The organism is Adhaeribacter rhizoryzae (assembly GCF_008629685.1).
In the GTDB taxonomy this organism is placed as follows: Bacteria; Bacteroidota; Bacteroidia; order Cytophagales; family Hymenobacteraceae; genus Adhaeribacter; species Adhaeribacter rhizoryzae.
On the sequence record NZ_VWSF01000037.1, the window covers coordinates 1 to 23,475 of the forward strand.

A 23,475-nucleotide genomic window follows, 5' to 3' on the forward strand; every position below is an offset into this window, starting at 1 on the left:
CCATAGAAAAGGAAGGGGATTCTCATGTTAAACAGGTTCTCAAGACCAAATAATACCTTAAATCTTTAACCTTCCTTTCATCTCTTTAAACCAAATATAGGCAACAGGACAAACATAGGATAATACCTGTTATAGGCTTTAAAAGATCGATTGTACATACAGCTACCTATAAGGCTACTTAGCCTGTCTGATATACTGAGGGAAGGAAGGATGCAAGGTAATAAGCATTTAAATAATTGCTCTAAAATCGATATTATTCAATACTAAGTTAGCTTTTGACGCTTTAATCTTAAAATCTATTTGGCCTTTTAAAGAGAAAAGGTTTTATAAAGCCTTTTCGTTGAACAAGGTTTGGATTTGTTTTTTTTCAGCTGCCTGGTTTAGGATGGAGCTTTTTTGTTGTAGGAAGTGATCGATAGAGTATCTACCACTGCCGGTAAACAGTAAGACCAGGTAAACCAGCTAAAAGTGCAAAGACATTTCCTGAACTGAAAAAGGGTCGGTACCATGAATGTATAAGGCTGCTACCGCCATCGTAATGGCTAAGGGGATGGCCGCTAACCTGGTAGCCAGGCCAACCAGGATGAAGAGGGAGCAAACAACCTCTGAAAAGATGGTAAGGGTCAAGAATAATAGAGTGCTCATTCCTAATACAGGCGGGAATGGCGGTGGGTTGTCAGAAAATAGCATCTCCAATTTAGGAAGACCATGAGTCAACATCAAAACGGCTATACCAATTCTTAATAGGAGCAACCCCCAATTTGTGGTTGCTGAAGCATTATTTACTTTTAGTGAGAATTTCATTTATTAAAGTTTAGTCGTACTTATTTCGAAAAGAATCTGGCCGCATCCGCTGTAAGTGAACTGGCAAAAAATACTCTTAATATTGAATACAACTTATTGGAAAGAGGCCGGTTTTTTTATAAAGTAGAATACATATCGAAGAAGCATTTATAAGTGTGGTAACAAGTGGGTAAAAAGAAGTTTTCTGGTTATCTCCATTAAATATTTCCTATCTTAAAAAACGTCCTGATTTTCTCAGATAATTTCAAGTTATTAGAAATACATCCCAGGTAATAAAAAATAGTCAAATTTCCACCTAGACACAGTTTATAGCATCTTATCAGGGGTTTGCCTGATATTGCAATTGTACTAATCCGCTAGGGAAGTGTTTGACCGCAGCTAGCGCCAATTCTTGTTCCGGAAGCCCCTCTTGGAATAGTCTGGTTCCGTTACCAACTAAAACGGGTACGACCGAAATAATCAATTCGTCTAACAGTTTTTCCTTTAACAGCATATTCACTATTTCTGCTCCCCCGTCGCAGAAGATATGCTTTCCTTCCTGGTTTTTAAGTCCAATTACTAAATCTTTAATATCACCCGTGTAAAAAGTAATGTTTCCTTGTGGTGCTTGGATAGTTCTGGTAATCACGTAGGATTCTTTGTCGGCGTGCGGAAACTCATATCCTTGACTCAGTACCCAATCATAAGTTTTTCTACCCACAATGACTGTATCTACCGTGGCAACGAAGTTCTGGTAGCCGTAATCTTCATCTTCCTGTTGGACGTGGTTTAAAAAGCTTAAATCGTCATAGGGTTTCGCAATGTAGCCGTCCAGGGAGCAGGCAATATAAAGGACTAATCTTCTCATAATTTTTACTAGGTTTAATTTTTACAAACCTCGTAAGCAGGAGCAAGAATTAATTGTACAAAATTTACCGGGCGTATTTTCGTTGGTACTCCCCGGGTGTCATTTGTAAGTGAGCTTTAAAAACGCGAATAAAGTGGGATTGGTCATAGAAGCCTAAATCGAGCGCCAATTCTGTTAAACTGGTTTTGGGTTGGGCTTTCAAGCGCTCTATAGCTGTAATAATGAGTTTTATTTGAAGATATTTTATAGGTGATATTCCTACGTATTTATGAAACAAACTAATCAAGTTCTTGTGCGAAATCTCCAGCGTAGCGGCTAACAGGTTAATTTTGGTATTTTCAACAGCATAATTTTCGAGTACCGCTAAAGCTTGAAGAAAAGAATCATGCGGGCTTAGAAAAGGGATTGTTGGGACAATCTGGTATTCTAGTACTTCCATTACCCTAGTGGGTGATAATCCGCTGGCCGACTGCATGGCGTGAGTTAAGTCGCGTAAATCAAGAAGTGCTAGTTGTGTTATAACTTGGTTAGTTATTTCACTTCCATGAATTCGAAAGGCTGGATAAAGTGCCCAGGGTTTAAAAATGATGCCCGCCGTAAAATGTTTACCAGAGGCTTTCACCGGAACACTCGTCAGACGATTACCAATAATGGCAGCTGCAGGAGAATGGGGTTGAAAGTGGTGTTGCCCCAACTGGAAGTTTTCTCCAAAGTTGAAAAATAGTTCGGGACCTAAAAACGGTTCAGCCATACCTTCATAAGAAAAGCTATCTGCATGATTGACGTACATTACTTCAATGAATTCACCCAAGTAACCTGCCGGCTTTAATGTTAATGTTTCCATTTTACTTGTTATAACAACAAAAGTATCGAATAAGAGGGTTCAGAGCTATATGGCAGGCTGAATTGTAAGTAGCGTTTGATTGGCTAATGGCTGTATAATTGTAATTAGCGGAACGAATATACGGTATATGTTAAGCGAGTTAAAAGAAGAAAATGGCTTAACTAGCAAACATTCAAAAGGGCTTGGAAAATCGTTTTAAAATTTGATTTGACCTGAAAAGAACTTACGTAAAATTACTTTTACTTATGGGTAACAAGCCTTATTATACATACACCTACTTATAAGCCTTACGGCCGCGTGTAGGAGGAGCCAGCAGCTAAGCTTAAATTATAAAAGCATTTTTGTTCAATTCCTGGGCGATCCCTCGCCAAGTAGGTGTAGAAAAAATGAGCTATATCTGACTTAAATGGAAGCCTCCTCACAATAAATGCACCCTTTTACTTATTACATTCAAAAAACCAGCTATTGCTAGCCTGGCTTTCTTTGTTATGGTTACTAATTAGGGACTTCCTTTTACAGAATGGCTAAGTCCAGGTTAAGGGCTGGTTTTTGGATAAGGGCCAATTTCTGGTAATCTGTCATGAATATGGCGGCTGTTTTTAGTTCAAATCTGCGGTAATACCGGTGATTAAGAAGTAATAATAACTGAGCACAACTCAAACCTGCTAAATGTCAGCTGCGACTAAAAAAAGTCTCGCGTAAAACGGTTCAATTACAGAAGTATTTGGATTTAGTTTACAGAAGGGAAAAGAAAGTTGCCAATAACCTCTCATATGGATAAAAACAGGGCCTTTTTCTATATTACTACTTATGAGGAAGAATAATGGTATTACCACTCAGCATTGTCCAACCAGGTCCATAATCTGTTGTTTCGCTTTCCTTGATTCCGGAAAGTTTAAAAGCATCCAAACATGAACCATATCTGCGTATTCATAATAGTTGATAGCAATATTCTTGGCAACTGCCATTTTTTTTAACTTTCTGGCATCGGCCAATAAAACATCTTTTGTACCAATAAATAGGGATATTTTACCGAGCCCCTCTAAAGGTCCGTTAATGGGACTTACTAAATAGTTATCCAGACTGGTGCTGCCAGCATAAACTTTACCCACTTTTTGAAGGCTTTCCACCTCTAAAAAAGAATCTTCAATATGGCTGATGTCCGGGTTGGTTAACGAAATATCGAGCCAGGGCGAAAGTAAAATTATCTGACTGGGTTGGTTTACCTGGTCTGCTTTCATTTTTTGTGCCAACGCTAATCCCAAACCACCCCCGGCCGAATCGCCCATCAGAATAAAATCGGCGTGGTTTACTTTTAAAACCAGTTCCTGGTAAAGGGCTTCCACCATCGCAAAAGTTTCTACATAAGTATAAGCAGGCGCCAACGGATAGTCAGGAGCCGTAATCGTACAGTTTAATTTTTTTACAAGTAAGGCTAAAAAATCCCAATGCGGTTTTTTAAAGTTTTGGACGTAAGCGCCGCCGTGTAAATACAAAATATGCTTTCCGGTGCTCTGGTGTTTGGGGCTAAGGGTAAATACATTTCTGCCATTTACCTGGTATTTATCAACCAAACAGGCCTGCCTGATATTTAAAGGTGGTTCCGGGGAGTCAAAAAAGTTAAACTTGTTTGTTGCTAATTGAAACCGGAGAAAACGTTTTTTCCTAACCAGTTTCAGGAAAAGATTAAACAACTCACTTTCGAAACTGGCCAAATTATTTTAATTAAATGGAGGATGATTTATTAAAGTTAAACTATACCCCTGGTTATATCCGTAGATTTAAGTATACGGTAATTATTTCATTTCCAATACATAAACTGTTGTTATTCACGCCGGCTAATTATTTACCTTAAAAATAGAGCTTACAAAAATGGAGTTTAACCGCTATTCTTTTGAAAGGACAGAGCAGACCGTCTTTAAGCAGCAATCTCCGCCTGGTGATTTCTGGTTGCGACTGGATAATGCGGCTAAAATATATCCGGCAGTTAAAAACCGGGAGCTAACCTCTGTTTTCAGAATTTCGGTTGAACTAAAAGAGAGGGTAAAAGCAAAACCGTTTTTAGAAGCTATCATGGCAATTGAAAACAGGTTTCCATATTTTAAAGTAAAACTTAAACCGGGTTTTTTCTGGTATTATCTGGAATTTGAAAATTTAACTACGCAGGTAAAAGCCGAAGGAGATGTACCTTGCCGGGCCTTCAATAAGAATGAATTAATGTACCGGGTGCTGGCTAAAGATAATCGCATTAGTGTTGAATTCTCCCATATATTAACTGATGGCACCGGGGCATTTGAATTTTTGAAATCACTGCTCTTAACTTATTTCGAAAAATGTTGTATTCCGCTTCCCGAGGAACTTGCTTTCCACCGGGGCAGTGAACCAGCGGCCCAAGAAGAGTATGAAGATGCCTTTAACCGGTACTTTGAAAAAAGTAAATCACCCTATATAAAAGTGCCCAAGGCCTTTCAGGTAAATTTTCCTTTAAAGCCAAGACCCCGCTTTAGTGTTTTAATTGCCATTATCCCGCTAGACCAGATAGCCGCAAAAGCCAAAGCTTATCAGGTAAGTATTACCGAATACCTAGTTGCGGTATACTTGTACGCATTACAAGCTATCTACAATGGTCTTACGCCTTTAGCTAAGCGCAGAAGCTACAAAATGGTAAGGATAGAAGTTCCGATAAATTTGCGGAAGATGTATTTGACCAAGACTATGCGAAACTTTACGTTGTATGTGATGCCCGAAATGGATTTGAGACTAGGTCATTATACGTTTGAAGAGATTATAAAAACTGTTTACCACCAAATGCAACTGGAAACAGATAAAAAACTGATTAATAAAATGATTTCCCGAAATGTTTCCGGCGAAAAGAATCCTTTTATCAGAGGGGTACCGCTCTTCCTCAAATCAATCATTCTTTCCCGATTATTGTCGCTTGGCACCAGCGCCTATAGTGGCGTGATTACGAACCTGGGGAAAGTGAACTTAACACCGGAAATGAATAAACTTATCGACCGCTTTGTTTTTATACCACCACCACCCAATAAGATTTTAAAAGTAAATTGTGGCGTAGTTGGTTTCGATAATAAATTGGTAATGAGCTTTGGTAATATCACTACTTCTAAGGAGCTGGAGCAACACTTCTTTTCCTTTTTAACCCAACAGGGTATTCCGGTAAAAATAGAAAATTACTAAAATGCCATCACCTATAATTTGTGACCAATGTGGCGTGGAACTTGAATCGGAAATGTTAGTTTGTCCGCTTTGCAATAATCCGGTTTCCACCAACTTAACTAAGCAGAATAGTGAAGTAGAGGTAAGTTCAATGCCTTTACCTTTTGGTAGCAAAAAAATGAATCAACCCCAGAAAAAAATTACCTGGGAAGTGGTTTCTATTGTTTTGTGTTGTGCTATTATTGCCACCAGCACCATAAACTTAATTATAAATAACAAAATTTCCTGGGCCGAATATCCCGTAGCCATTTGCCTCATTATCTTTTCTTATATATCGGTTTTTGCTTTCCTGGCGCAAAGAACTATTATTCAGGTATTAGTAAGCTTTTTAGTAGCAGCAGCCGCTTTATTCTTGCTCGATTTACTAACCAATGGGTTAAACTGGGCGCCTGCCTTAGCCATTCCTATATTATTAGCCTTCAATCTAATTCTCATAGGCTTACTTGTAGTATTTCGCTCCTCCAGCGAAAAAGGCGTTAACCTGATAGGATATAGCTTTTTGGGCGCAGCACTCCTATGCATTTGTATTGAAGTTTTTTTGGACTTTTATTTAAACAAACCTTTTCGCCTCTGGTGGAGTGTAATCGTAGGTTTATCGGTACTACCCGTTTCTTTAGTGTTACTGCTGATGCATTACCGGTACAAGAGAGGTAGAGACTTGGGAAAAACCTTTCATATTTAATTTTAGAAGTAGCTTTTTGTAATTACTCCGGATTAATACGGGATTTAATGAATTTATTACTAGGTATTTATACATATTAGCGGTAACTTCATACCTAGTCATAAGCAGCCGATTTCTTTTTTCTGAAATTATTCTACTAGCCTGCTCTCCTCTTACTAAATGGCTGTGACTTAACCTTGGTAAAAATGAAAATAGCTTATATCTCCACTTATCTACCCCGAGAATGCGGTATTGCCACTTTTAATAGTAATGTTATTAAGGCCATATTAACCAACCTTAAACTTCAGCGACAAACCTGGCAAACAAGTGGTTTTGGCGTGGCCATGAATGATTCAGAAAACATGGCTGAATACGATTATCCGGAGGAAGTCAAGTTTGTAATCCGGCAGGAGCATCAGAAGGATTATATTTTAGCCGCCAACTATATTAACACCAGCGATGCGGATGTTTGTTTACTCCAGCATGAGTTTGGTATTTTTGGTGGGGAAAGCGGCATATATATTTTGCCTTTACTCCACCGCCTGGAAAAGCCGCTGATTACCGTGCTGCACACTATTTTAAAGGAACCCTCTTATACGCAGAAAATCATAATTCAGCAGATTGCCCAGCAGTCGGCCAAATTATTGGTAATGAGCCGGCGGGGAATTGAATTTCTGACGAGTATATACGGCATACCGCTGGAGAAAATACAATTTGTAGAACACGGAGCACCGGACCTGGAGGCTCCCCACGAAAATCCATTACACAGCGTTTTACCTTTCCGGAACCGGCAGGTGCTTTTTACTTTCGGATTATTGAGCCGGAACAAGGGACTGGAAACCGTAATCCGGGCTTTGCCGGCCATTGTGGCCCAGCACCCAGAGGTTACGTACGTGGTGTTGGGTAATACGCACCCCGGCGTTTTGCGAAGTTCGGGAGAAGAGTACCGGGAACAATTGAAATTATTAGCCATCAACCTAAAAGTTGACAAGCACCTGGTTTTTATCAATAAGTTTGTTTCGGAAGCGGAACTAATTAATTACCTGACGGCTGCAGCCATTTACATTACGCCTTATCTTAACGAAGCCCAGATTACCAGTGGCACCTTGTCTTACGCGATTGGCGCCGGCGCAGCGGTGGTCTCCACTCCTTACTGGCATGCCCTGGAATTATTGGCCGATAACCGGGGGCGGTTGTTCGGGTTTAAAGATTCAGAAGCTTTGGCCGAAATTGTAAATGAGCTATTAGAAAATCCGGCAGAATTAAAAGCCTTGCAACATAATGCCTACCAATACGGCTTGCAATTGCGCTGGCCCCAAATTGGCGCGGAGTATATCCAGGCGGTAGAGGATGCCCTTTCTAAACCAGAAGTCCCCGAGCCAAAACTTCGCCTGATTGTAGACCCCGAAATAATTCCAACCTTCAGTTTAACCCACGTACGGCGGCTTACTGACGATACCGGCATTGTACAACACGCCAAATACGGTATTCCCAACCTGAAGGAAGGTTATTGCCTCGACGATAATGCCCGGGCCTTAATTATGGCCCTAATGGCCTATCAGCAGAATAAAAGTCAGGAGGCCCTTGCCTTGTTGCCAATTTATCTCAGCTACATTCATTACATGCAACGGGAAGACGGCAATTTTCGGAATTTCCTCAGTTTTACCCGCCAGTACCTGGACGAAATTGGTTCGGAAGATTCATTTGGCCGGACGGTGTGGGCCTTGGGCTATCTGATAAGTTGTGCCCCAAACAATTCTTACCGGGAATTTGCCGGCGAATTATTTTCTCGCTCGGTTGTTCACTTTCAGGACCTGCACCATTTAAGGGGGATCGGGAATACAATTATTGGGGTGGCTTACTATTTAAAAACCCACCCGGATGACGAGGGCATCATGCGGGAACTGGTTAAATTAACCGCGAATTTAATGCGGGCCTATGAACATCATCGGGGAGATAGCTGGCATTGGTTTGAAGAAAAGCTTACGTACGATAACGCCATTTTACCTTTGGCACTGCTGCACTCCTGCGAAATTACCGGCGATGAACAAGTAAAGCGGGTGGCCCAGGAGTCTTTAACTTTTCTGGATAAGTTGAGCTTTAAAAACGGGTTTCTAAGTCCGGTTGGTAATCAGGGTTGGTTTAGCCAAGGGGATGAAATGCCCTTGTTTGATCAGCAGGCAATCGAAACGATGGCCATGGTTTTAATGTACTTGCAAGCCTATCAAAACACGCATGAACCGGAATTTATTCAGAAAATGTTTATAAGTTACCAATGGTTTTTAGGTGAAAATATTCTGCGGGTACCTTTATACGACCAGGAAACTAAAGGGTGCTGCGATGGGCTGCAACAAACCGCCATTAACCGGAACCAAGGGGCAGAGAGTACGCTGGCATATTTAATTTCCCATTTAACGGTGCTAAAAGCCCTGGAACTTGAATACCAGTATGATTTGGCTCAACAGGAATTAGTACCGACCTTATGAGGGTAGCGGTACTGGCTCCCGTAGCCTGGCGAACGCCGCCCCAACACTACGGTCCTTGGGAGCAAGTAGCCTCTAATGTAGCCGAAGGATTAGTAGCCGCCGGTATAGATGTTACCCTGTTTGCTACTGCTGATTCTATTACCGGGGGAAAATTGGATGCTGTTGTTCAAAAGGGCTATGCCGAAGACAGGGAACAGGACGCCAAGGTAGTGGAGTGTCTGCATATTAGTAACCTGATGGAAAAAGCCGGGCAGTTTGATATTATTCATAATCATTTTGATTTTTTGCCGCTTACTTATTCCAAATTAATTCCGATACCTATGGTGACGACAATCCACGGATTCTCGTCACCCAGGATTTTACCCGTGTATCAGAAGTATGCCGGCCACGCGCATTATGTATCCATCAGTAATGCCGACCGCAGCCCCAAACTGCCCTATGTAGCTACGGTGTACAACGGGTTGCGCGTGCAGGATTTTACTTTTAACGAGCAACCGGAAAATTATTTGTTGTTTATGGGCCGCATCCACCCGGATAAAGGCACCGCGGAGGCCATTCAGATTGCCATTAAAAGCCAAAAAAAGTTAATTATTGCGGGGATTATTCAGGATGAAAATTATTTTGCCGAAAAAGTTAAGCCTTTTTTAAATGATGATATCCAATTTATTGGTTCGGTTGGTCCGGAAAAGCGGAATCAATTATTGGGTAACGCAGTGGCGCTGTTGCACCCCATCCATTTTAACGAACCTTTTGGCTTGAGTGTGGCCGAAGCCATGCTGTGCGGAACGCCCGTTATAGCTTTTAGCAAAGGTGCAATGCCGGAACTAATTAAACCTGACCAGACTGGTTTTTTAGTAGACAACGTAAACCAGGCCGTGGAAGCCGTCCACCAACTCAACCAGATAAACCGTGCCTCCTGCCGGGAATGGGCCATGTCCAATTTTTCGCAGGAAAAAATGACGAGCGATTATTTAGCGGTTTACAAGCAAATATTAAACCGCTGCTGATTTATCCAGGAGTTTATGCAGCAAAGCTGCAACGTCCACGGTCGCAAAAGACGAACTATAGTCGGATAAACCATAAGGGATTACCAATTTGCCGTTGTGAATAATAGAGCCGCAGGAATACAGCACATTAGGTACATAGCCTTCTCTTTCTTCTTTATTCGGAATCAGCAGCGGCTCGCTTAAATGCCCGATTTCTACGGCGGGATCATCCAGGCTTAACAGGCTTGATCCCAGGCAATAGCGGCGCATAGGACCTACCCCGTGGGTAATCACCAGCCAGCCGTGTTCGGTTTCAATGGGTGAACCACAATTACCAATCTGCGTAAATTCCCAGGGGGTTTTAGGCTCTTGTATCCGGACCGGATTTTCCCAAACATTAATGTTATCCGAAAACATAATATAATTGCTCCAGCCATCAATCCGGGCCATCATCGCAAACTTGCCGTTAATCTTGCGCGGAAATAATGCCAGGTTTTTATTATGAGCCCCGGCACCATAGAGGGGCATTACCCTGAAATTATAAAAATCACGGGTTTTAATTAACTTTGGCATAATAGCCGAACCATCGTAAGCCGTATAGGTTGCATAGTAAGCGAGCTTGCCGTCTTCTTCGGTAAACCTTACAAAACGGGCATCTTCAATACCTTTCCGTTCAAATTCAGAGATGGGAAATAAAACCCTGTCCGATATATCAGTATCTAAGGAAAAAGCCAAATCGTAATGGGCATCAGCCAACCAGAGCACTTTTTCGTATTCCCGCTTTAAGGCAATATCAGGCTGTAATTCCTGGGCATCCATCACCAATTTCCGGAGTACAGAAAAATCAAAATTCTCGCCCAGTTCTCTTTCTACGCTTTTTAATATTTGCGGATTAATCTGGGTAGCAAAGGCACTTTTAAAAAATACTTTCTTGTCATAAACGGCACTGCGCACAATCTCGGCTTCGTCGATGTAATTACCCACTGGCAGTACAACCAGGTTGGCACCTTTATCTAATAAAGCCCGGCGAAAAACAATCGAGGAAATGTGGCCTTCCCCAACTGCCCGGAAACTAATAATAATTCGTTTTTCTCCCACTTCTAATTCAGACTGATCTGGGTCTTCGACAATAGAGGGATTAAAGAAGGCCGCTGATTCAATGGAATATTCATGCGTGAAGTAAGAACCTAATAATAATTTCTGGTAAGGTTGTAAATTTTCAAAGTCAAAGCCTAATTCCGGAAACAAGAATTGCAGTTTATCGCAATGACGATTTAATACTTTGGTAATGTTCCGGTGTCTTTTGGAGTATTCTTGTAAAATGGGCGATATAATACTGAATACTTCTTCCGGAGCCAGGCGCATGACCCGGCCTATAACCTGGCGGGCTCTTTCATCACCATTAAAAAAGAAACGGGCAATTACCCGTTTCATATCTGGATACACTTTTACAGGTTTTCTCTCAATGGAAAGTCTCATAATATTTAATTAAAACGCATAATAGACAATTCCACGGCCATGGCATAACCACATGGTTTAAATAGACCACGTGTTAATTTCCTGTACCTGTTTCTGCTACTTCTATTAAAGGTAACCCTATTTTAGTTTGTTAGGCTTTATTATTTACAGATTAATTAGGAACTGGAATATAGATGAGACGCAATTGCATTATTAGGTGTTAATAAACACCTGTAATAAATCAGACGACCTAATTGGCTGTTTATGTGTGAAATGGGCTCAGGAAAGCCGCTCTTTCTGGCACCGTCAGATAAGTTTAGCTTAAGCGGCATTAGCCACTTATTTACTAAAGGAAAAGAAAGCTAATGGTTGCATGTAAGAACGGCCTTCTTATAAAGATTGTATGCTTTTACAATAGGAAACTACATGTATAAAAATATTAATTTTTTATTGTAAATTATTTGGAACGTATATACCCCTAACTATGTAGTAGGTATATAATAAAGAACACAATATGAATAACGGAAAAGTAAAATTCTTTAATGACCTGAAAGTGTTTGGGTTTATTAAAGATACCAATTCAGACCATGATTACTTTGTCCATGTATCTGGTTTAATAGATGGCATCAGAGATAATGACGAAGTAACCTTTGACTTACTGGAAGTAAAAAAAGGACTAAGTGCAATAAACGTAAAACTTGCTAAGGCATAACCTTTAAATATTTGGTTAAAGCCACTAAATTTTTTTGTCCTATGCAAGGAGAGAATTCTTTACCCAATGCAAATTTCAAATGTAATTTTTCTTAATATCAAATTAGATGAACAGAAAATATTTAGTTGATAGTACTACGCATGAGTACCTCTGTGTAGCTTTGAAAGATGGAAAAGGTTGGGTTGAGAATAACCAGAAATCCTTAAAAAGCTTTATGAGCTCCCGACCCGATAGGAACAAAGCGGGCTTCGAACTGCTTTCCGGGGAATTCAATGATAATGCTTTCTTCGAAAAGTGGATACGTAATGGTACTAATTTCCTGTTCCAGTACTAGCCAAAAACACAAAGCTTCAAAATCATAAAACCGGCTGCCAAATTTCTCAATCGCAACTGCCCTTATACTCCCTTATTACTGTTTTATTTTTCGGAGTTTTTCCATCGATAAAATTTTTATCGTGCTGCCTTCCTTCTGAATCAACTTTTCACCTTTAAAGTCGGCTAGCGTGCGGCTAATTGTTTCATTGGCAGTACCCACCATCGAGGCCAGGTCTTCCCGGGAGACTTTTATTTCGCAGGTTTCGGTGGGAACACCATGATATTTCTCTGCCAGGTTAATTAAGGCATCGGCCACTCTTTTACGAACCGAATTGTAAGCTAATTTAAGTAGTTGTTCCTGCTTCTCCTGAATATTGCCCGATAATAATTGAATGAATTTATTCGCAATTCCCGCATCTTTAAACAAAAGGGTATTGAACTCATTTTTGGGAATAAGATAAAGTTCTGCGGCATCTAACGCCTCCGCATTTTCAGCGTAAGGCGTATTTAAAAGTACCGATTCGTAGCCTAAAAAATCACCGGGGGTAAATATTCCTGATATAATTTCCCGGCCATCCTGATAAGTCATATAGGTGCGTACCTGACCGCTTTTGACCAGGTAAACCGTAACGGCGTGGTCACCTTCTAAGTAAATATTTTGCTTCTTTTTGTAAGGATGCAACCGGCTGTTACCCGAAAGTTCGTTTAATAGTTTTGCCGACTTAGCCTCATTGCGTAAACCCTCGAAAGATGTTGCATTGCCGACGTTGTGGATGGCCCGACCACGCTTTTGCAAGCGGGTTTCAATGGCGTTTAACAATTCCAAATCATTAAATGGCTTGGTAATGTAATCATCAGCCCCCATTTCCATGCCTTTACGCATATCGGCCCTATCTGATTTGGCTGTTAAAAAAATAAAAGGAATATCTACGGTACTTTCGTTTTTTCGAAGCAAATACAAAACACTATACCCATCCATTTCGGGCATCATAATATCACACAAAATAATATCGGGAGGGTTGGCTTGCGCCAGTTCAACTCCTTTTTTACCATTTTCTGCTGTATATACCGTAAAATCGGCCATCGCCAGAATTTCAGAGGTGCTTTCTCTAATATCCTGATTGTCTTCTATAAGCAGCACCGTCTTTTTAGCTAAACTCATAACTTCTTAAAAATTAAAGAAACAGAAGTTCCTTCATGTAGGGCGCTGTGGCAGACTACTTTGCCTCCCATTAATTCTATGTAGCGTTTAACAATATTTAAGCCCAGGCCGGTACCAGGAATATTGCCTGTATTATGCGCCCGGAAAAAAGGCTCGAACAGGTTTTTCTGTTCTTCTGCCGGGATGCCGATACCATTATCCTTTACGGTTATGCAAACTTCGCCCGCGTCAATTTCGGTATTAAACTCGATGAACGTGTTTTCGCCGGAGTATTTAATGGCATTGGAAACCAGGTTAATAGCTGCATTTTTTAATAGGTTCAGATCCAAGTATACCTGACTAATAGAACCGGTGTGCTGATAGACAATAGTTTGGTTTTCTTTAGAAATCAATTGCATTTCTTCGATAAGGTCCTCCGAAAATTTTACCAGATCGAATTGTTGTAATATCATTTGGGTTTTTCCTGCTTCCAGTTTCTCCAGCGATAAAAAATCATTCAGAATTCCGGTTAGGTGGGCAACTGAATTTTTTATTTTACCCGTGTGCTTGTGAATATTTTCCGTGTCTTTTTTCTGCAAGTATTTATCTATTAATAAAGCGGAAAGCTGAATGGAGCTTAGCGGCGTTCTGAATTCGTGCGAGGCCATGGAAACAAACCGGGTTTTAAGCAGGTTTAATTCTTGTTGTTGTTCCATTGCCCGACTGGCTTCATCTCTGGCTTTTTCCAGTTCCGTAATTAAATGCTCTAAGTTCTGCGTACGGTCTTTTATTTTTCCTTCCAGTTCTTCGGTATATTTCTTTAATTTTTCTTCGGCTGCTTTTTCTTTGGAAAGGTCATGAATAAAACCGGTGTAAATTATCCGGTTTTCATATTCCACTTCGCTTACGGCCAATCGAAAGGGGAAAGTAGTACCATCCTTTCTTAAGCCTAAAACTTCCCGGCCAATTCCAATTATTCTATTTTCACCGGTATCCTGATGCCGGTGCAGGTAACCATCATGCGCACCTCGGTCGGGTTCCGGCATCAGGGTACATATATTTTTGCCTTTCATTTCTTCTTCTTCATAGCCAAAGAGTTTCAGGGCCGCCGGATTCATGTTTTCAATCAATCCCCGATAGTCTATGATAATAATGCCGTCGATGGCAGTATTAAAAATAGCATGTAAAAGTTTTAAACTATCCATGTAAAAAGGAAGAAACCATGAAGAACTTGTTTTGAAAATTTACAGATTTAGTTAGAATGTAGATGGGCTATGATAGCATAGGTCTACTACAGGAAACAGTTTCTGTTAAGAAACCACTAATCGCTCCGATTAGCTAAGCGTGCTTTTTGGTATATATCTGTAATATACCAAAAAAACAGATAGGATTAAGATTTATCTGCAAAGAGTTTCTTTTGAATGTTTATCTATTTTTCCTAAGATTTCCTCGCTGCCTGTTAAAACAGGAACCCAAGTGCCCGATTGTGTCCAAAGTCACTTTTTGCCATCCTCTACATCATTCTCTGGCTAATGGGGTCACCATACCTTTGACCTATTATTAATCCAATATTTAAAGCTGAAGTAAATGAGAACGACAATCACCTATGCAGACTTTAAAAATGACTTTTTTAGAGCCTTGTTTATTCTATTAGCCATATTTGGTATAATGGCGATTACCATTTTATCCGTAAGAGGTCAAACACCTTACAAATTGATGACCGGTTCGCTGATTAAAGTTTCCGGTACTTCCAACGTGCACGATTGGAATATGGAAGCCAGCAACGTAACCTGCGAAGCGAATTTCAAAATGAAAAACGGGCAATTGCAGGATCTTAATTCCCTTCATTTTACGCTGCCGGTAAACAACCTTAAAAGCAAAGATAAACTTATGGATACCAGAACCTATAAAGCTTTGAAAGCAAAAGAGTACCCTGAAATTTCTTTTAAATTAACAAAAGCTTCTGTTGTTACCCAGCAAAAAATAATTAATGCTACCGGAAACCTGACCATTGCCGGAGTCACCAACAGCGTAAATCTGCAAACGAGTTACGTAGTAAATGCGGATGAAAGCATCACTTGCCAAGGAACCAAATCTATTAAAATGAGCGATTTCAAAATGAAAGCTCCTAGCTATATGATGGGCGCTCTTAAAACGGGTAATAATGTAACCATTGACATTTTCTTAAAACTCAAAAAAACCGAACTGCTTACCACTAAGAAATAAAAATTAATAAGAACTACTATAATGAATATATATATACGAATATTATTTCTAGCTTTTGCTCTAATATTTTTGAGCTTGAATTCTGAACAGGTGCTGGCCCAAAACAAGGTTGACAATTTGCGGCCTTATGACCAAAATGGCATAAATGTATTTGAGGCTCCTAAAGATACTACCACCGATTTTGATGGTATAAAAGTGAAATTTGGGGCTGGCTTTACGCAATCATTCCAAGGTTTAAAGCACAAAAATAAGGAAGGTGGTTTAAGCAAAATAACACCGGGGTTTAATACTGCTAATGCTAATTTATTTATGGATGTGCAGTTAGCGGATGGTATTCGGCTAAATCTAACCAGTTACTTGTCTTCGCGCCATCACAACGAAACCTGGGTGAAAGGTGGTTACATTCAGTTCGATAAGCTGCCCTTTAAAGGCCAGATGTGGGATGATATTATGAAGTTAACTACTATCAGGATAGGCCACATGGAAATTAATTATGGCGACCAGCATTTCCGGCGCTCAGACGGCGGACACACTATTTACAATCCATTTGTAGAAAACTATATTATGGATGCCTTTACCACCGAAATAGGCGGTGAAGTATTGGTCCGGAAACATGGTTTATTCGGCTTAGTTGGCGTGTCTAATGGCATGATTAAAGGCAATATTGACAGCCTGGTAGCCACCGCGCAAGATGATAATATTCATAAATCCCCGGCCATCTATTTTAAAGCCGGCTTCGATAAACAGTTAACCGAGCTGGTACGGGTACGGGTAGCTGCTTCTTATTACACCGATAAGAGTTCCGGCGGGCAAACGCTTTATGGCGGCGACCGCACCGGCTCTAACTACTTTATGGCGATGGAGAAATCAGGCGGTACTTATGCCGCCAATGCCTTTTCGGGTAGATTAAATCCTGGCTTTACTAAAAAAGTAGATGCCTTCCAGCTAAATGGTTTTGTAAAAGCCCAAGGTTTAGAATTATTCGGCACTTATGAAATTGCGCAAGGCAGAACCAAAAACGAAACCACCGATAGAAAGGCCAGACAATACGCCATGGATGCAGTATACCGATTTGGAAAAACGGAAAACCTGTTCTTGGGTGTCCGTTATAATGCGGTGAAGGCCCGCTTAGCGGATGTACCGGTTATTGGCACCAACCTGCCTATTAATTACACCAACGCTATAAATGTGGATCGGATAGCTTATGGCGCCGGCTGGTTCCTGACCCGGAATATATTGCTGAAAGGCGAATATGTAAAGCAGCAGTTTAAAAACTTGCCAGTAGCCGATTACCGGAATGGTGGCGAGTTTAGCGGGTACGTGGTGCAGGCGGTGGTAGGCTTTTAAATTAAATGATTACCTAAAAGCAGATTGATAATATTAATCTGCTTTTAGGCTTTTTTAAGCCTCTAAAACATGCTTTTGTCTAAGTCTATATTATTGCTTTTAATTTTACTATCTGGTTTTAATCGCCCAATTAATAAGCCCTATTTTAAGAAATGGGTTATTACTAATGGCAGCTCGCTGCAGGTGAACGGCAGCACTAATATTAATAAGTTTAACTGTGTAATTGCAAATTATTCCAGACCAGATACCTTAACGTTTTATCATGAAGACGAAGCCGAGACTATAAAGTTTACTGGGTTAATGGTATTGGATGTCCAGAATTTTGATTGCCACAATCCAATGATGACTAAAAATTTAAGGAAAACCTTAAAGACTAAAATACATCCAAAACTCTTTATAAAATTTATAAGCTTAAATCGGTATCCTGATGAAAATGATCATGGAAGAGAGGCTATTCATGGTGCTGTTAGTATTCAACTAGCTGGTGTTACCCGGTTCTTTAATATTCATTACAATATTATTTCGGCGGGCACAAATTCTTTAACTATGGTGGGAAACCGGCGACTGAAATTTTCGGCCTTTAACCTGAGTCCTCCTAAAAAAATTGGCAATATGATTCAGGCAAAAGACGAATTAGATATAATATTTCATCTTAATGTGAAAGTTTTAGACTAGCTTATTTAATAAACATATTTCTAATGAATACCTATAAAGCATTTGATAATTTGAAGGCGTTGAGCATTGAATTAGATACGCTAATGGTTGAAAGTGATGCGCATATTGGTGCTATCGATATTTTATGTAATAGGATTTTAAATGAAATAGACCTGATAAAAATTAATAGTACTTCGGAGTATGTTCTCCTAACAAAAAAGCATGCTAAAGCATATATCAAAAAAGCCAAAGTTGAAATTAAAAAATATAACCAAATTGGTTTAAGAAGCAATGGAAATTTCATGGATATTTTAAAACCTGCACAGGTCGGCGTAAAAATTATTTTAAATCTGGACTACTAAAACAACTACAATACTTTTGCCCATTTCTTAGTAAATTTTAATAAACCAGATTTTAAGATTGAATAGGTAAAAATGTGATGAGCATTACTTTTTCGCGTGATTAGGGTTACAGGTTAGAGGTAGGTTTTAGGTTAAATTTGTATAGAATCTAAATGCACTTACTCATGAAAGTTGTAGCCTACAGTATTAAACCTTTTGAAAAAGAATTTCTTGCCAAGGCGAACAAAAAGAAGCATGAAATAACGCTTATAGCAAATCCCCTAGGTTTAGAAACCATTGCTTATGCAGAAGGAAAAGATGCGGTAGTTGTATTTGCCAACGATGATGTTTCGGCGCCGGTAGTAAATAAGCTGGCCGACATGGGAATTAAATATATTGCTACCCGTTCGGCGGGCACCGACCACTTCGATAAAGAAGCAGCTGCTGAAAGAGGAATTAGCCTGGCAAATGTACCGGTTTATTCTTCGCAAGCTATTGCCGAGCATGCGGTGGCGTTGGCCTTATCCCTGAATCGCCATATTATAGAAGCCCATGAACACGGGCAGCAATTTGATTTTAAATTAAACGGACTGATTGGTTTTAACTTTTTTGGCAAAACAGTTGGTTTAATTGGTTTAGGACATATAGGCCAGGCAATAGCCGCCATTTATAATGGTTTTGGGTGCCGGGTAATTGGTTACGATATAGCCATGCCTGATGGCTTAATTGATATTGAGTCGCTTTCCTTAGACGAAGTGCTTCGTCAGTCCGATATTATTTCTCTACATCTCCCATTAACCCCGGCCACCAAATACATTATTAACGCCGCCTCCATTGCTATTATGAAAAATGGGGTAATGCTGATAAATACCTCCCGAGGTGGTTTATTAAACACAATTGATGCTCTTGAAGCTTTAGAACAAGGCAAAATTGGCTATTTGGGCATGGATGTTTATGAGCATGAAAAAGGCTTGTTTTTTGAAGACCACCAGCAAGACTTAAATAAGGATTCATTACTCCAAAAATTAATGACGCACGACAATGTAATAATTACGCCGCACCAGGCCTTTCTTACAAGTGAGGCTTTACAGCAAATGGCAGATGAAACCATTAAAAACCTGGATTTATGGCAAAAGGATCGATTTGTTTTATCCGAAATTATATAGGTGTAATAATATTTCACTAATAATGATAAATGTTAATATACTGCTGAAATATAAATATTAAAATTAATTAAAATACTCAGCATCAAATGCTTAAAATAAATAATGAAAATTTTAAAAATATAATTATTCAACTCAATTTAAATTTAGAAATTATGATAAAATCTTATTCACTCAAAAAAATAGCCAGACTAGGCATAGCCACTCTCCTGCTTCTAACCACCATTCAGGTAAACGCCCAAAGCGATAATCCAGGACCCAAAATTGGCGTAAAAGCGGGGCTAAACTTTTCGCAACTTTATGTAGAGCAGCCAAACGCTGAAGACGAAAAAATTAAGATGGGTTTTCATTTTGGGCTGTTTGGCAAAATTCCCGTAACCGACTTCCTGTCTGTTCAGCCGGAAGTTCTCTACACCAACGTGGGTTCTAAAGTAACTTACGGGGGCTCCGATCTGGAAGATTTTCTGGGTATTGAACCTGGGGAGGTGCGGTTTAACCTAAACTACGTGCAAGTACCCGTTGCCTTAGCCATAAATATTGGTCCGCTAAATGTGCACGCCGGTCCTTACCTGGCTTACCTGGTATCAGCTAATGTTAAGGATTTAGAAAAATCAGAGTTGAGCGGCAGGGATATAAAAGACCTGGAAACAGAAGATTTTAACCGGGTAGATTACGGCTTAATGGGCGGCGTAGGTTTTGATGTACAAAATGTAACGGTTGGTGCCCGCTATAATTATGGCCTGCGCAAAATAGGCAACAGTAGCTTGGCTGGCAACTTAACTGAAAATTCTAAAAACTCGGTCGTTCAGATTTACTTAGGCTTTGGCATTTAACTTACCCTTACCCATAAATCTAAATAATATGACAAGCCTTAACCGAACAATGATTCTGAATACCCTCATTAAACATGAAACGCTCATTATTGGCGATTTAGTTAAAATGGTAAATCCTGGTATCCTTTCCGAAGATAACCATTTGCAATATTTGCTTGATGAGTTAATCCAAAGTGGACATATAGATATGCTGGATGGAATTATCCCCTGTACCTATACCATCACAGATAAAGGAATAAAGGAAGGGAAAAGACTGACTCAGGAGGTACAAGATGCAAATAACCGCCGGCCTTCCTGGCTAAAGAAGGCCTATAATTAGGTGTATGGGCTTATGTAAAAAATAGGCTTTGCTTCTGAATGATTGCTGAACCTTGCTGCCGTTGAGGGAGCAAGGTTTTTTTTCGCTTATTAATAAACTTAATATTTTTTAAACCCAAAGCTTATGAAAAGCACATCTATTTTACTCACTATTCTCCTCATCATAAGCCTGCCCGCTACGGCCCAATATAAAACAGCCATATTTAATTATGAGCGCGCTTATTTCGACGATGGTCAGCCGTTACCAGCCGAAAATAGATTCATTATATCAGGCGAAACCGGTGCCAATATTGATATTGTGGAGTTGAAAATTTACCATTCTGCTAATACGGCTAAAGTTCCCTTGTATCAAAATACCTGGGAGAGACGCGAAACAAGTCCGGTAAATACATTCACGCTGCCGGTAAACCAGCCTTTACGCGGCAACGAAGCATATACTTTCGTTCTGAATTATTATACTAAGATTTCAGTTGAACAGCAGCGACAATTACTGGGTCAGCTGGATGCGGCACTGGGAGCTTATCTCGACCAGTCTTTTCGGGTGGAGCGGTCCAGCATTGACATGCAGCATCCCAGAACCATGCGAACCGACCTGAACGCCATTGCGCAGCAAGGGCTTTCTTTTTACCGGAACCGGATTAATTATTCGTTTGCGGGGTTTTCTGATTTGGTGTACCAAAAGCTGGAGCAACTGGGAGAATTAAAGCTGCGGAAAGCACGCTTTAATATTTTTGCCAAAAACGATGAAAATACCAAATCGGTACAGTTACGCTATGCCCAGGAGCAGATAGCGGCGCTTAAAATGATGGTGAGCAAAGAGGTAGCCCAGTTTGCCGGGGTACAACTATACGCTTTAACCGACAGCAAAAAAGTAAGTGATTATACCACCGAAAAAACTAAAAACGCCCTGGCCATTAACGTAGGATACGGCGGTGTTTATTACGCCGGCACGTTCGATAACTTCTCTTCCGATACAGCCCCGTATGCCGGTATTTCTATTCCATTTGGTAAAGCGCCTTTTGCTTCACCTTTCTGGGCCCGCACTAGTATTTCTACGGGCGTATTTCTGCAAAACATGAAGTTTGGAACGGGTAGGGTGGCCACCGGACCTTTGGTGCAGCGCCCCTTTTTCCTGGCTTTGGGCTACCGGGCCTTGCCTTTTATCCGCCTCAATGCGGGTGCTACAGTGCTGCAAGACAAACAGACCAGTAGTACCAATCCGGATATAAACCTGGACAAGCTATACATCAGACCCTTCGTGGGTTTAAGCATGGAATTAAACTTGTGGCTGAACTTAAACCGGTAATCATGAAATGTTTATTAACAATATTTTTGTGTTTGAGCGGCTTAGTTGCTATGGCGCAACACAACCTGTATAACTGGCAACTAAAAGGTTATACCGGTACCGCTCATTACTATAACCCGGATAAGCGTACCAGAGATTATTTTAAGTTGAATAACCATTTATGGTACCAGCTTGAAATGAGCCGGAATTTAGGTAATAGCTTTGGCCTTGCTGTAAGTGGTTCTTTCGGTAAAATAAGAGGACTGCGGCCGCAAGGCAGTAGTTTTGTAACGGAGGTCCGTATGAATGCGGCGCGGCTTTATTTTTACACCGATAACGGCTGGCTGCTTAAACCTTCGGCCTTTGTTTCGCCGTACTTTTTTAGCGGCTACGGTTTAAGCAATTTTTCCATTAATAGTACTGGGGCTTCTACCGAACAAAAGTATAGGCAGGTACTTCCTTTTGGCATGGGTTTAAAGTTCCGGTTAACCGAAAGGTGGCAGCTCGACCTACAAACCGAAGCGGTTTATAACCTCAAACCCCATTTAAACGCAACAGAAGGCGAACAGAACAAATACAATAATAGCTTTCTGCATACAGGTCTGTCGCTGGCGTATAGTTTTGGATTTAAGCCATCTTCCTTTAAAGCATCCCGGTTTTATACGAGTTTTCAAGACCCGCTGAACCAGGCTAGTTCTGCCCGACTTACGCCAGTGGTTTCGCCGGTAGATAGCCTTGTAAATTCGAGTTCAATTACCCTGCCTGATGCGGAATTAGTTGGGGAACAGCATAAACTGGAGAGCACCGATGAAATTCGTTCCAGAAGAGTTGCAATTCAAACCTCAGACGCCAATTATAGTTCTAATAAAAGCCGGACTATTATCCAACAAAACCCTGTACGGCAAGATATCCCTCGTACAGCAACCGGGGAAAAAATAATAAAAGAGCAGGAAACAAATGAAACGGAGTTCAACACAGGCAGAACACAAGTTGCCTCACCTACGCGGGAAACAATACGAGTAACGGAGCAATCAATAATATCCGAGATGCCTAAAACGATTGCTGATAGCACATTGGAACCAACTTCAAACGTTTACGAAAACGACCGCTTTAGTCAACATACAGTTAAACTGATTGAAAAGGATAGAAAAGAACTGGAAAGAGCCGATAAAGAAAACGAACAACTGGAGTATACCCGTGATTCCTTACATAATTTATCTGTACAAGACACGCTGCAGGTAAAACCGATTAATCCATCAGATTCTGTTTTTAATGCTTTAGACGATAAAACGCTCCGGTATAGGCAACAGCAAGCTACTTTAAACGATAGTATCCGGCAACGGCTGGCATTCTACCAAAATGAATTAACGCGCTTAGAGGCAAGTAAATCTACAAAAGCGGCTGTTAAACCGAATGTAAAGAGCAATTTTGATACAAATGTCTTTTTTAAGGTTAATAGCTATGAAGTGCCGTCCCAGAGTTTCAACGAGCTGCTCTCCCTTGCTGCGCAACTAAAGGCCAATCCAGAAGAAAAACTACAGCTCACCGGCTATGCCGACCAAACCGGTAAACCGCTAGACAACTTTGTATTAAGCCGGAAAAGGGTAGAAAAAGTGGCCGCCTTTTTTCAAGGGCAGGGAATAGCAAAAGAGCGCGTACTGCTGCAGTACTTTGGCGAAGTTAATTCTGAAGAAGCCTTGAATTCACTCAATCGGAAAGTAGTTATAAAAACCATCGATTAAGCTTAATATTGTTTAGGATGGCTTTGGCTTGCTTAAATATTCTCTCAAAAGAAAAGTTAAATGCTATAGCAAAAA

22 protein-coding genes are annotated in these 23,475 nt (G+C 40.4%); 15 read left to right on the top strand and 7 right to left on the bottom strand.

Annotated features, from left to right (window positions below; translation table 11 throughout):
• Positions 1–462: 462 nt before the first annotated feature.
• The 4 genes from F0145_RS25280 to F0145_RS25295 form a co-directional block, all read right to left on the bottom strand.
• Positions 463–804 (bottom strand): DoxX family protein, encoded by a 342-nt coding sequence (locus tag F0145_RS25280; protein WP_223816233.1) that lies wholly within the window; start codon positions 802–804, stop codon positions 463–465.
• Between the two features lie 319 nt (positions 805–1,123).
• Positions 1,124–1,651 carry a dihydrofolate reductase family protein gene (locus F0145_RS25285; protein WP_150093353.1) on the bottom strand — a complete coding sequence of 176 codons (528 nt, stop codon included), beginning with the start codon at positions 1,649–1,651 and terminating at the stop codon, positions 1,124–1,126.
• A gap of 64 nt (positions 1,652–1,715) precedes the next feature.
• A complete protein-coding gene (locus F0145_RS25290) occupies positions 1,716–2,495 on the bottom strand; it encodes a helix-turn-helix domain-containing protein (protein ID WP_150093355.1) in 780 nt (259 codons plus the stop codon).
• A gap of 836 nt (positions 2,496–3,331) precedes the next feature.
• Positions 3,332–4,210, bottom strand: coding sequence for an alpha/beta hydrolase fold domain-containing protein (locus tag F0145_RS25295; RefSeq protein WP_150093357.1), 879 nt, complete (start codon positions 4,208–4,210; stop codon positions 3,332–3,334).
• A gap of 157 nt (positions 4,211–4,367) precedes the next feature.
• Between F0145_RS25295 and F0145_RS25300 the strand changes: the two genes are divergently transcribed.
• The 4 genes from F0145_RS25300 to F0145_RS25315 all read left to right on the top strand — a co-directional run bounded on the left by F0145_RS25300 (position 4,368) and on the right by F0145_RS25315 (position 9,886).
• Positions 4,368–5,693 (top strand): hypothetical protein, encoded by a 1,326-nt coding sequence (locus tag F0145_RS25300; protein ID WP_223816234.1) that lies wholly within the window; start codon positions 4,368–4,370, stop codon positions 5,691–5,693.
• Position 5,694: 1 nt separating this feature from the next.
• Entirely contained in the window at positions 5,695–6,414 is a 720-nt protein-coding gene (locus F0145_RS25305) for a DUF6320 domain-containing protein (RefSeq protein WP_150093359.1), read from the top strand.
• A 185-nt stretch (positions 6,415–6,599) separates the two neighbouring features.
• On the top strand, positions 6,600–8,879 hold the full coding sequence (locus tag F0145_RS25310; RefSeq protein ID WP_150093361.1) for a glycosyltransferase family 4 protein: 2,280 nt from the start codon (positions 6,600–6,602) through the stop codon (positions 8,877–8,879).
• The gene (locus F0145_RS25315; protein ID WP_150093363.1) at positions 8,876–9,886 is read left to right on the top strand and encodes a glycosyltransferase family 4 protein; all 1,011 of its coding nucleotides are present in this window, start codon (positions 8,876–8,878) and stop codon (positions 9,884–9,886) included. The genes F0145_RS25310 and F0145_RS25315 overlap by 4 nt, the downstream gene beginning before the upstream one ends.
• On the opposite strand, the gene F0145_RS25320 is transcribed toward F0145_RS25315, so the two are convergent.
• On the bottom strand, positions 9,872–11,344 hold the full coding sequence (locus tag F0145_RS25320) for a glycoside hydrolase family 130 protein (RefSeq protein WP_150093365.1): 1,473 nt from the start codon (positions 11,342–11,344) through the stop codon (positions 9,872–9,874). The two genes, F0145_RS25315 and F0145_RS25320, sit on opposite strands and share 15 nt — an antisense overlap.
• 493 nt (positions 11,345–11,837) lie before the next feature.
• On the opposite strand from F0145_RS25320, the gene F0145_RS25325 reads away from it, so the two are divergent.
• Positions 11,838–12,035 (top strand): cold-shock protein, encoded by a 198-nt coding sequence (locus tag F0145_RS25325; RefSeq protein WP_150093367.1) that lies wholly within the window; start codon positions 11,838–11,840, stop codon positions 12,033–12,035.
• A gap of 106 nt (positions 12,036–12,141) precedes the next feature.
• Positions 12,142–12,369 (top strand): hypothetical protein, encoded by a 228-nt coding sequence (locus F0145_RS25330; RefSeq protein WP_150093369.1) that lies wholly within the window; start codon positions 12,142–12,144, stop codon positions 12,367–12,369.
• Between the two features lie 75 nt (positions 12,370–12,444).
• Here F0145_RS25330 and F0145_RS25335 read toward each other — a convergent pair whose 3' ends face one another.
• Entirely contained in the window at positions 12,445–13,512 is a 1,068-nt protein-coding gene (locus F0145_RS25335; RefSeq protein ID WP_150093371.1) for a response regulator, read from the bottom strand.
• On the bottom strand, positions 13,509–14,696 hold the full coding sequence (locus F0145_RS25340; RefSeq protein ID WP_150093373.1) for a PAS domain-containing sensor histidine kinase: 1,188 nt from the start codon (positions 14,694–14,696) through the stop codon (positions 13,509–13,511). The genes F0145_RS25335 and F0145_RS25340 overlap by 4 nt, the downstream gene beginning before the upstream one ends.
• Before the next feature lie 382 nt (positions 14,697–15,078).
• Between F0145_RS25340 and F0145_RS25345 the strand changes: the two genes are divergently transcribed.
• The 9 genes from F0145_RS25345 to F0145_RS25385 all read left to right on the top strand — a co-directional run bounded on the left by F0145_RS25345 (position 15,079) and on the right by F0145_RS25385 (position 23,400).
• Positions 15,079–15,717 (top strand): YceI family protein, encoded by a 639-nt coding sequence (locus F0145_RS25345; RefSeq protein ID WP_150093375.1) that lies wholly within the window; start codon positions 15,079–15,081, stop codon positions 15,715–15,717.
• Positions 15,718–15,792: 75 nt separating this feature from the next.
• On the top strand, positions 15,793–17,064 hold the full coding sequence (locus tag F0145_RS25350; protein ID WP_223816235.1) for a hypothetical protein: 1,272 nt from the start codon (positions 15,793–15,795) through the stop codon (positions 17,062–17,064).
• Positions 17,065–17,133: 69 nt separating this feature from the next.
• Complete coding sequence (locus F0145_RS25355) at positions 17,134–17,739, top strand: YceI family protein (RefSeq protein WP_150093377.1); 606 nt, start codon at positions 17,134–17,136, stop codon at positions 17,737–17,739.
• 23 nt (positions 17,740–17,762) lie between these two features.
• The gene (locus F0145_RS25360) at positions 17,763–18,080 is read left to right on the top strand and encodes a hypothetical protein (RefSeq protein ID WP_150093379.1); all 318 of its coding nucleotides are present in this window, start codon (positions 17,763–17,765) and stop codon (positions 18,078–18,080) included.
• Positions 18,081–18,244: 164 nt separating this feature from the next.
• Positions 18,245–19,225 carry a 2-hydroxyacid dehydrogenase gene (locus tag F0145_RS25365; RefSeq protein ID WP_150093381.1) on the top strand — a complete coding sequence of 327 codons (981 nt, stop codon included), beginning with the start codon at positions 18,245–18,247 and terminating at the stop codon, positions 19,223–19,225.
• A gap of 152 nt (positions 19,226–19,377) precedes the next feature.
• The gene (locus tag F0145_RS25370; RefSeq protein ID WP_190277644.1) at positions 19,378–20,055 is read left to right on the top strand and encodes a porin family protein; all 678 of its coding nucleotides are present in this window, start codon (positions 19,378–19,380) and stop codon (positions 20,053–20,055) included.
• A gap of 28 nt (positions 20,056–20,083) precedes the next feature.
• Positions 20,084–20,374 (top strand): hypothetical protein, encoded by a 291-nt coding sequence (locus tag F0145_RS25375; RefSeq protein WP_223816236.1) that lies wholly within the window; start codon positions 20,084–20,086, stop codon positions 20,372–20,374.
• Between the two features lie 123 nt (positions 20,375–20,497).
• Positions 20,498–21,679, top strand: a complete 1,182-nt coding sequence (locus tag F0145_RS25380) for a hypothetical protein (protein ID WP_150093387.1) — start codon at positions 20,498–20,500, stop codon at positions 21,677–21,679.
• Positions 21,680–21,681: 2 nt separating this feature from the next.
• Complete coding sequence (locus tag F0145_RS25385) at positions 21,682–23,400, top strand: OmpA family protein (protein WP_150093389.1); 1,719 nt, start codon at positions 21,682–21,684, stop codon at positions 23,398–23,400.
• Positions 23,401–23,475: the final 75 nt, after the last annotated feature.

What these genes read in the sequence shown, in the direction of transcription:
- F0145_RS25365 (WP_150093381.1), top strand. Translation starts at nt 18,245, where the DNA reads ATGAAAGTTGTAGCCTACAGTATTAAACCTTTTGAAAAAGAATTTCTT.
- F0145_RS25300 (WP_223816234.1), top strand. Translation starts at nt 4,368, where the DNA reads ATGGAGTTTAACCGCTATTCTTTTGAAAGGACAGAGCAGACCGTCTTT.
- F0145_RS25375 (WP_223816236.1), top strand. Translation starts at nt 20,084, where the DNA reads ATGACAAGCCTTAACCGAACAATGATTCTGAATACCCTCATTAAACAT.
- F0145_RS25330 (WP_150093369.1), top strand. Translation starts at nt 12,142, where the DNA reads ATGAACAGAAAATATTTAGTTGATAGTACTACGCATGAGTACCTCTGT.
- F0145_RS25325 (WP_150093367.1), top strand. Translation starts at nt 11,838, where the DNA reads ATGAATAACGGAAAAGTAAAATTCTTTAATGACCTGAAAGTGTTTGGG.
- F0145_RS25360 (WP_150093379.1), top strand. Translation starts at nt 17,763, where the DNA reads ATGAATACCTATAAAGCATTTGATAATTTGAAGGCGTTGAGCATTGAA.
- F0145_RS25380 (WP_150093387.1), top strand. Translation starts at nt 20,498, where the DNA reads ATGAAAAGCACATCTATTTTACTCACTATTCTCCTCATCATAAGCCTG.
- F0145_RS25310 (WP_150093361.1), top strand. Translation starts at nt 6,600, where the DNA reads ATGAAAATAGCTTATATCTCCACTTATCTACCCCGAGAATGCGGTATT.
- F0145_RS25370 (WP_190277644.1), top strand. Translation starts at nt 19,378, where the DNA reads ATGATAAAATCTTATTCACTCAAAAAAATAGCCAGACTAGGCATAGCC.
- F0145_RS25285 (WP_150093353.1), bottom strand. Translation starts at nt 1,651, where the DNA reads ATGAGAAGATTAGTCCTTTATATTGCCTGCTCCCTGGACGGCTACATT.
- F0145_RS25315 (WP_150093363.1), top strand. Translation starts at nt 8,876, where the DNA reads ATGAGGGTAGCGGTACTGGCTCCCGTAGCCTGGCGAACGCCGCCCCAA.
- F0145_RS25345 (WP_150093375.1), top strand. Translation starts at nt 15,079, where the DNA reads ATGAGAACGACAATCACCTATGCAGACTTTAAAAATGACTTTTTTAGA.
- F0145_RS25305 (WP_150093359.1), top strand. Translation starts at nt 5,695, where the DNA reads ATGCCATCACCTATAATTTGTGACCAATGTGGCGTGGAACTTGAATCG.
- F0145_RS25335 (WP_150093371.1), bottom strand. Translation starts at nt 13,512, where the DNA reads ATGAGTTTAGCTAAAAAGACGGTGCTGCTTATAGAAGACAATCAGGAT.
- F0145_RS25290 (WP_150093355.1), bottom strand. Translation starts at nt 2,495, where the DNA reads ATGGAAACATTAACATTAAAGCCGGCAGGTTACTTGGGTGAATTCATT.
- F0145_RS25385 (WP_150093389.1), top strand. Translation starts at nt 21,682, where the DNA reads ATGAAATGTTTATTAACAATATTTTTGTGTTTGAGCGGCTTAGTTGCT.
- F0145_RS25355 (WP_150093377.1), top strand. Translation starts at nt 17,134, where the DNA reads ATGCTTTTGTCTAAGTCTATATTATTGCTTTTAATTTTACTATCTGGT.
- F0145_RS25340 (WP_150093373.1), bottom strand. Translation starts at nt 14,696, where the DNA reads ATGGATAGTTTAAAACTTTTACATGCTATTTTTAATACTGCCATCGAC.
- F0145_RS25280 (WP_223816233.1), bottom strand. Translation starts at nt 804, where the DNA reads ATGAAATTCTCACTAAAAGTAAATAATGCTTCAGCAACCACAAATTGG.
- F0145_RS25320 (WP_150093365.1), bottom strand. Translation starts at nt 11,344, where the DNA reads ATGAGACTTTCCATTGAGAGAAAACCTGTAAAAGTGTATCCAGATATG.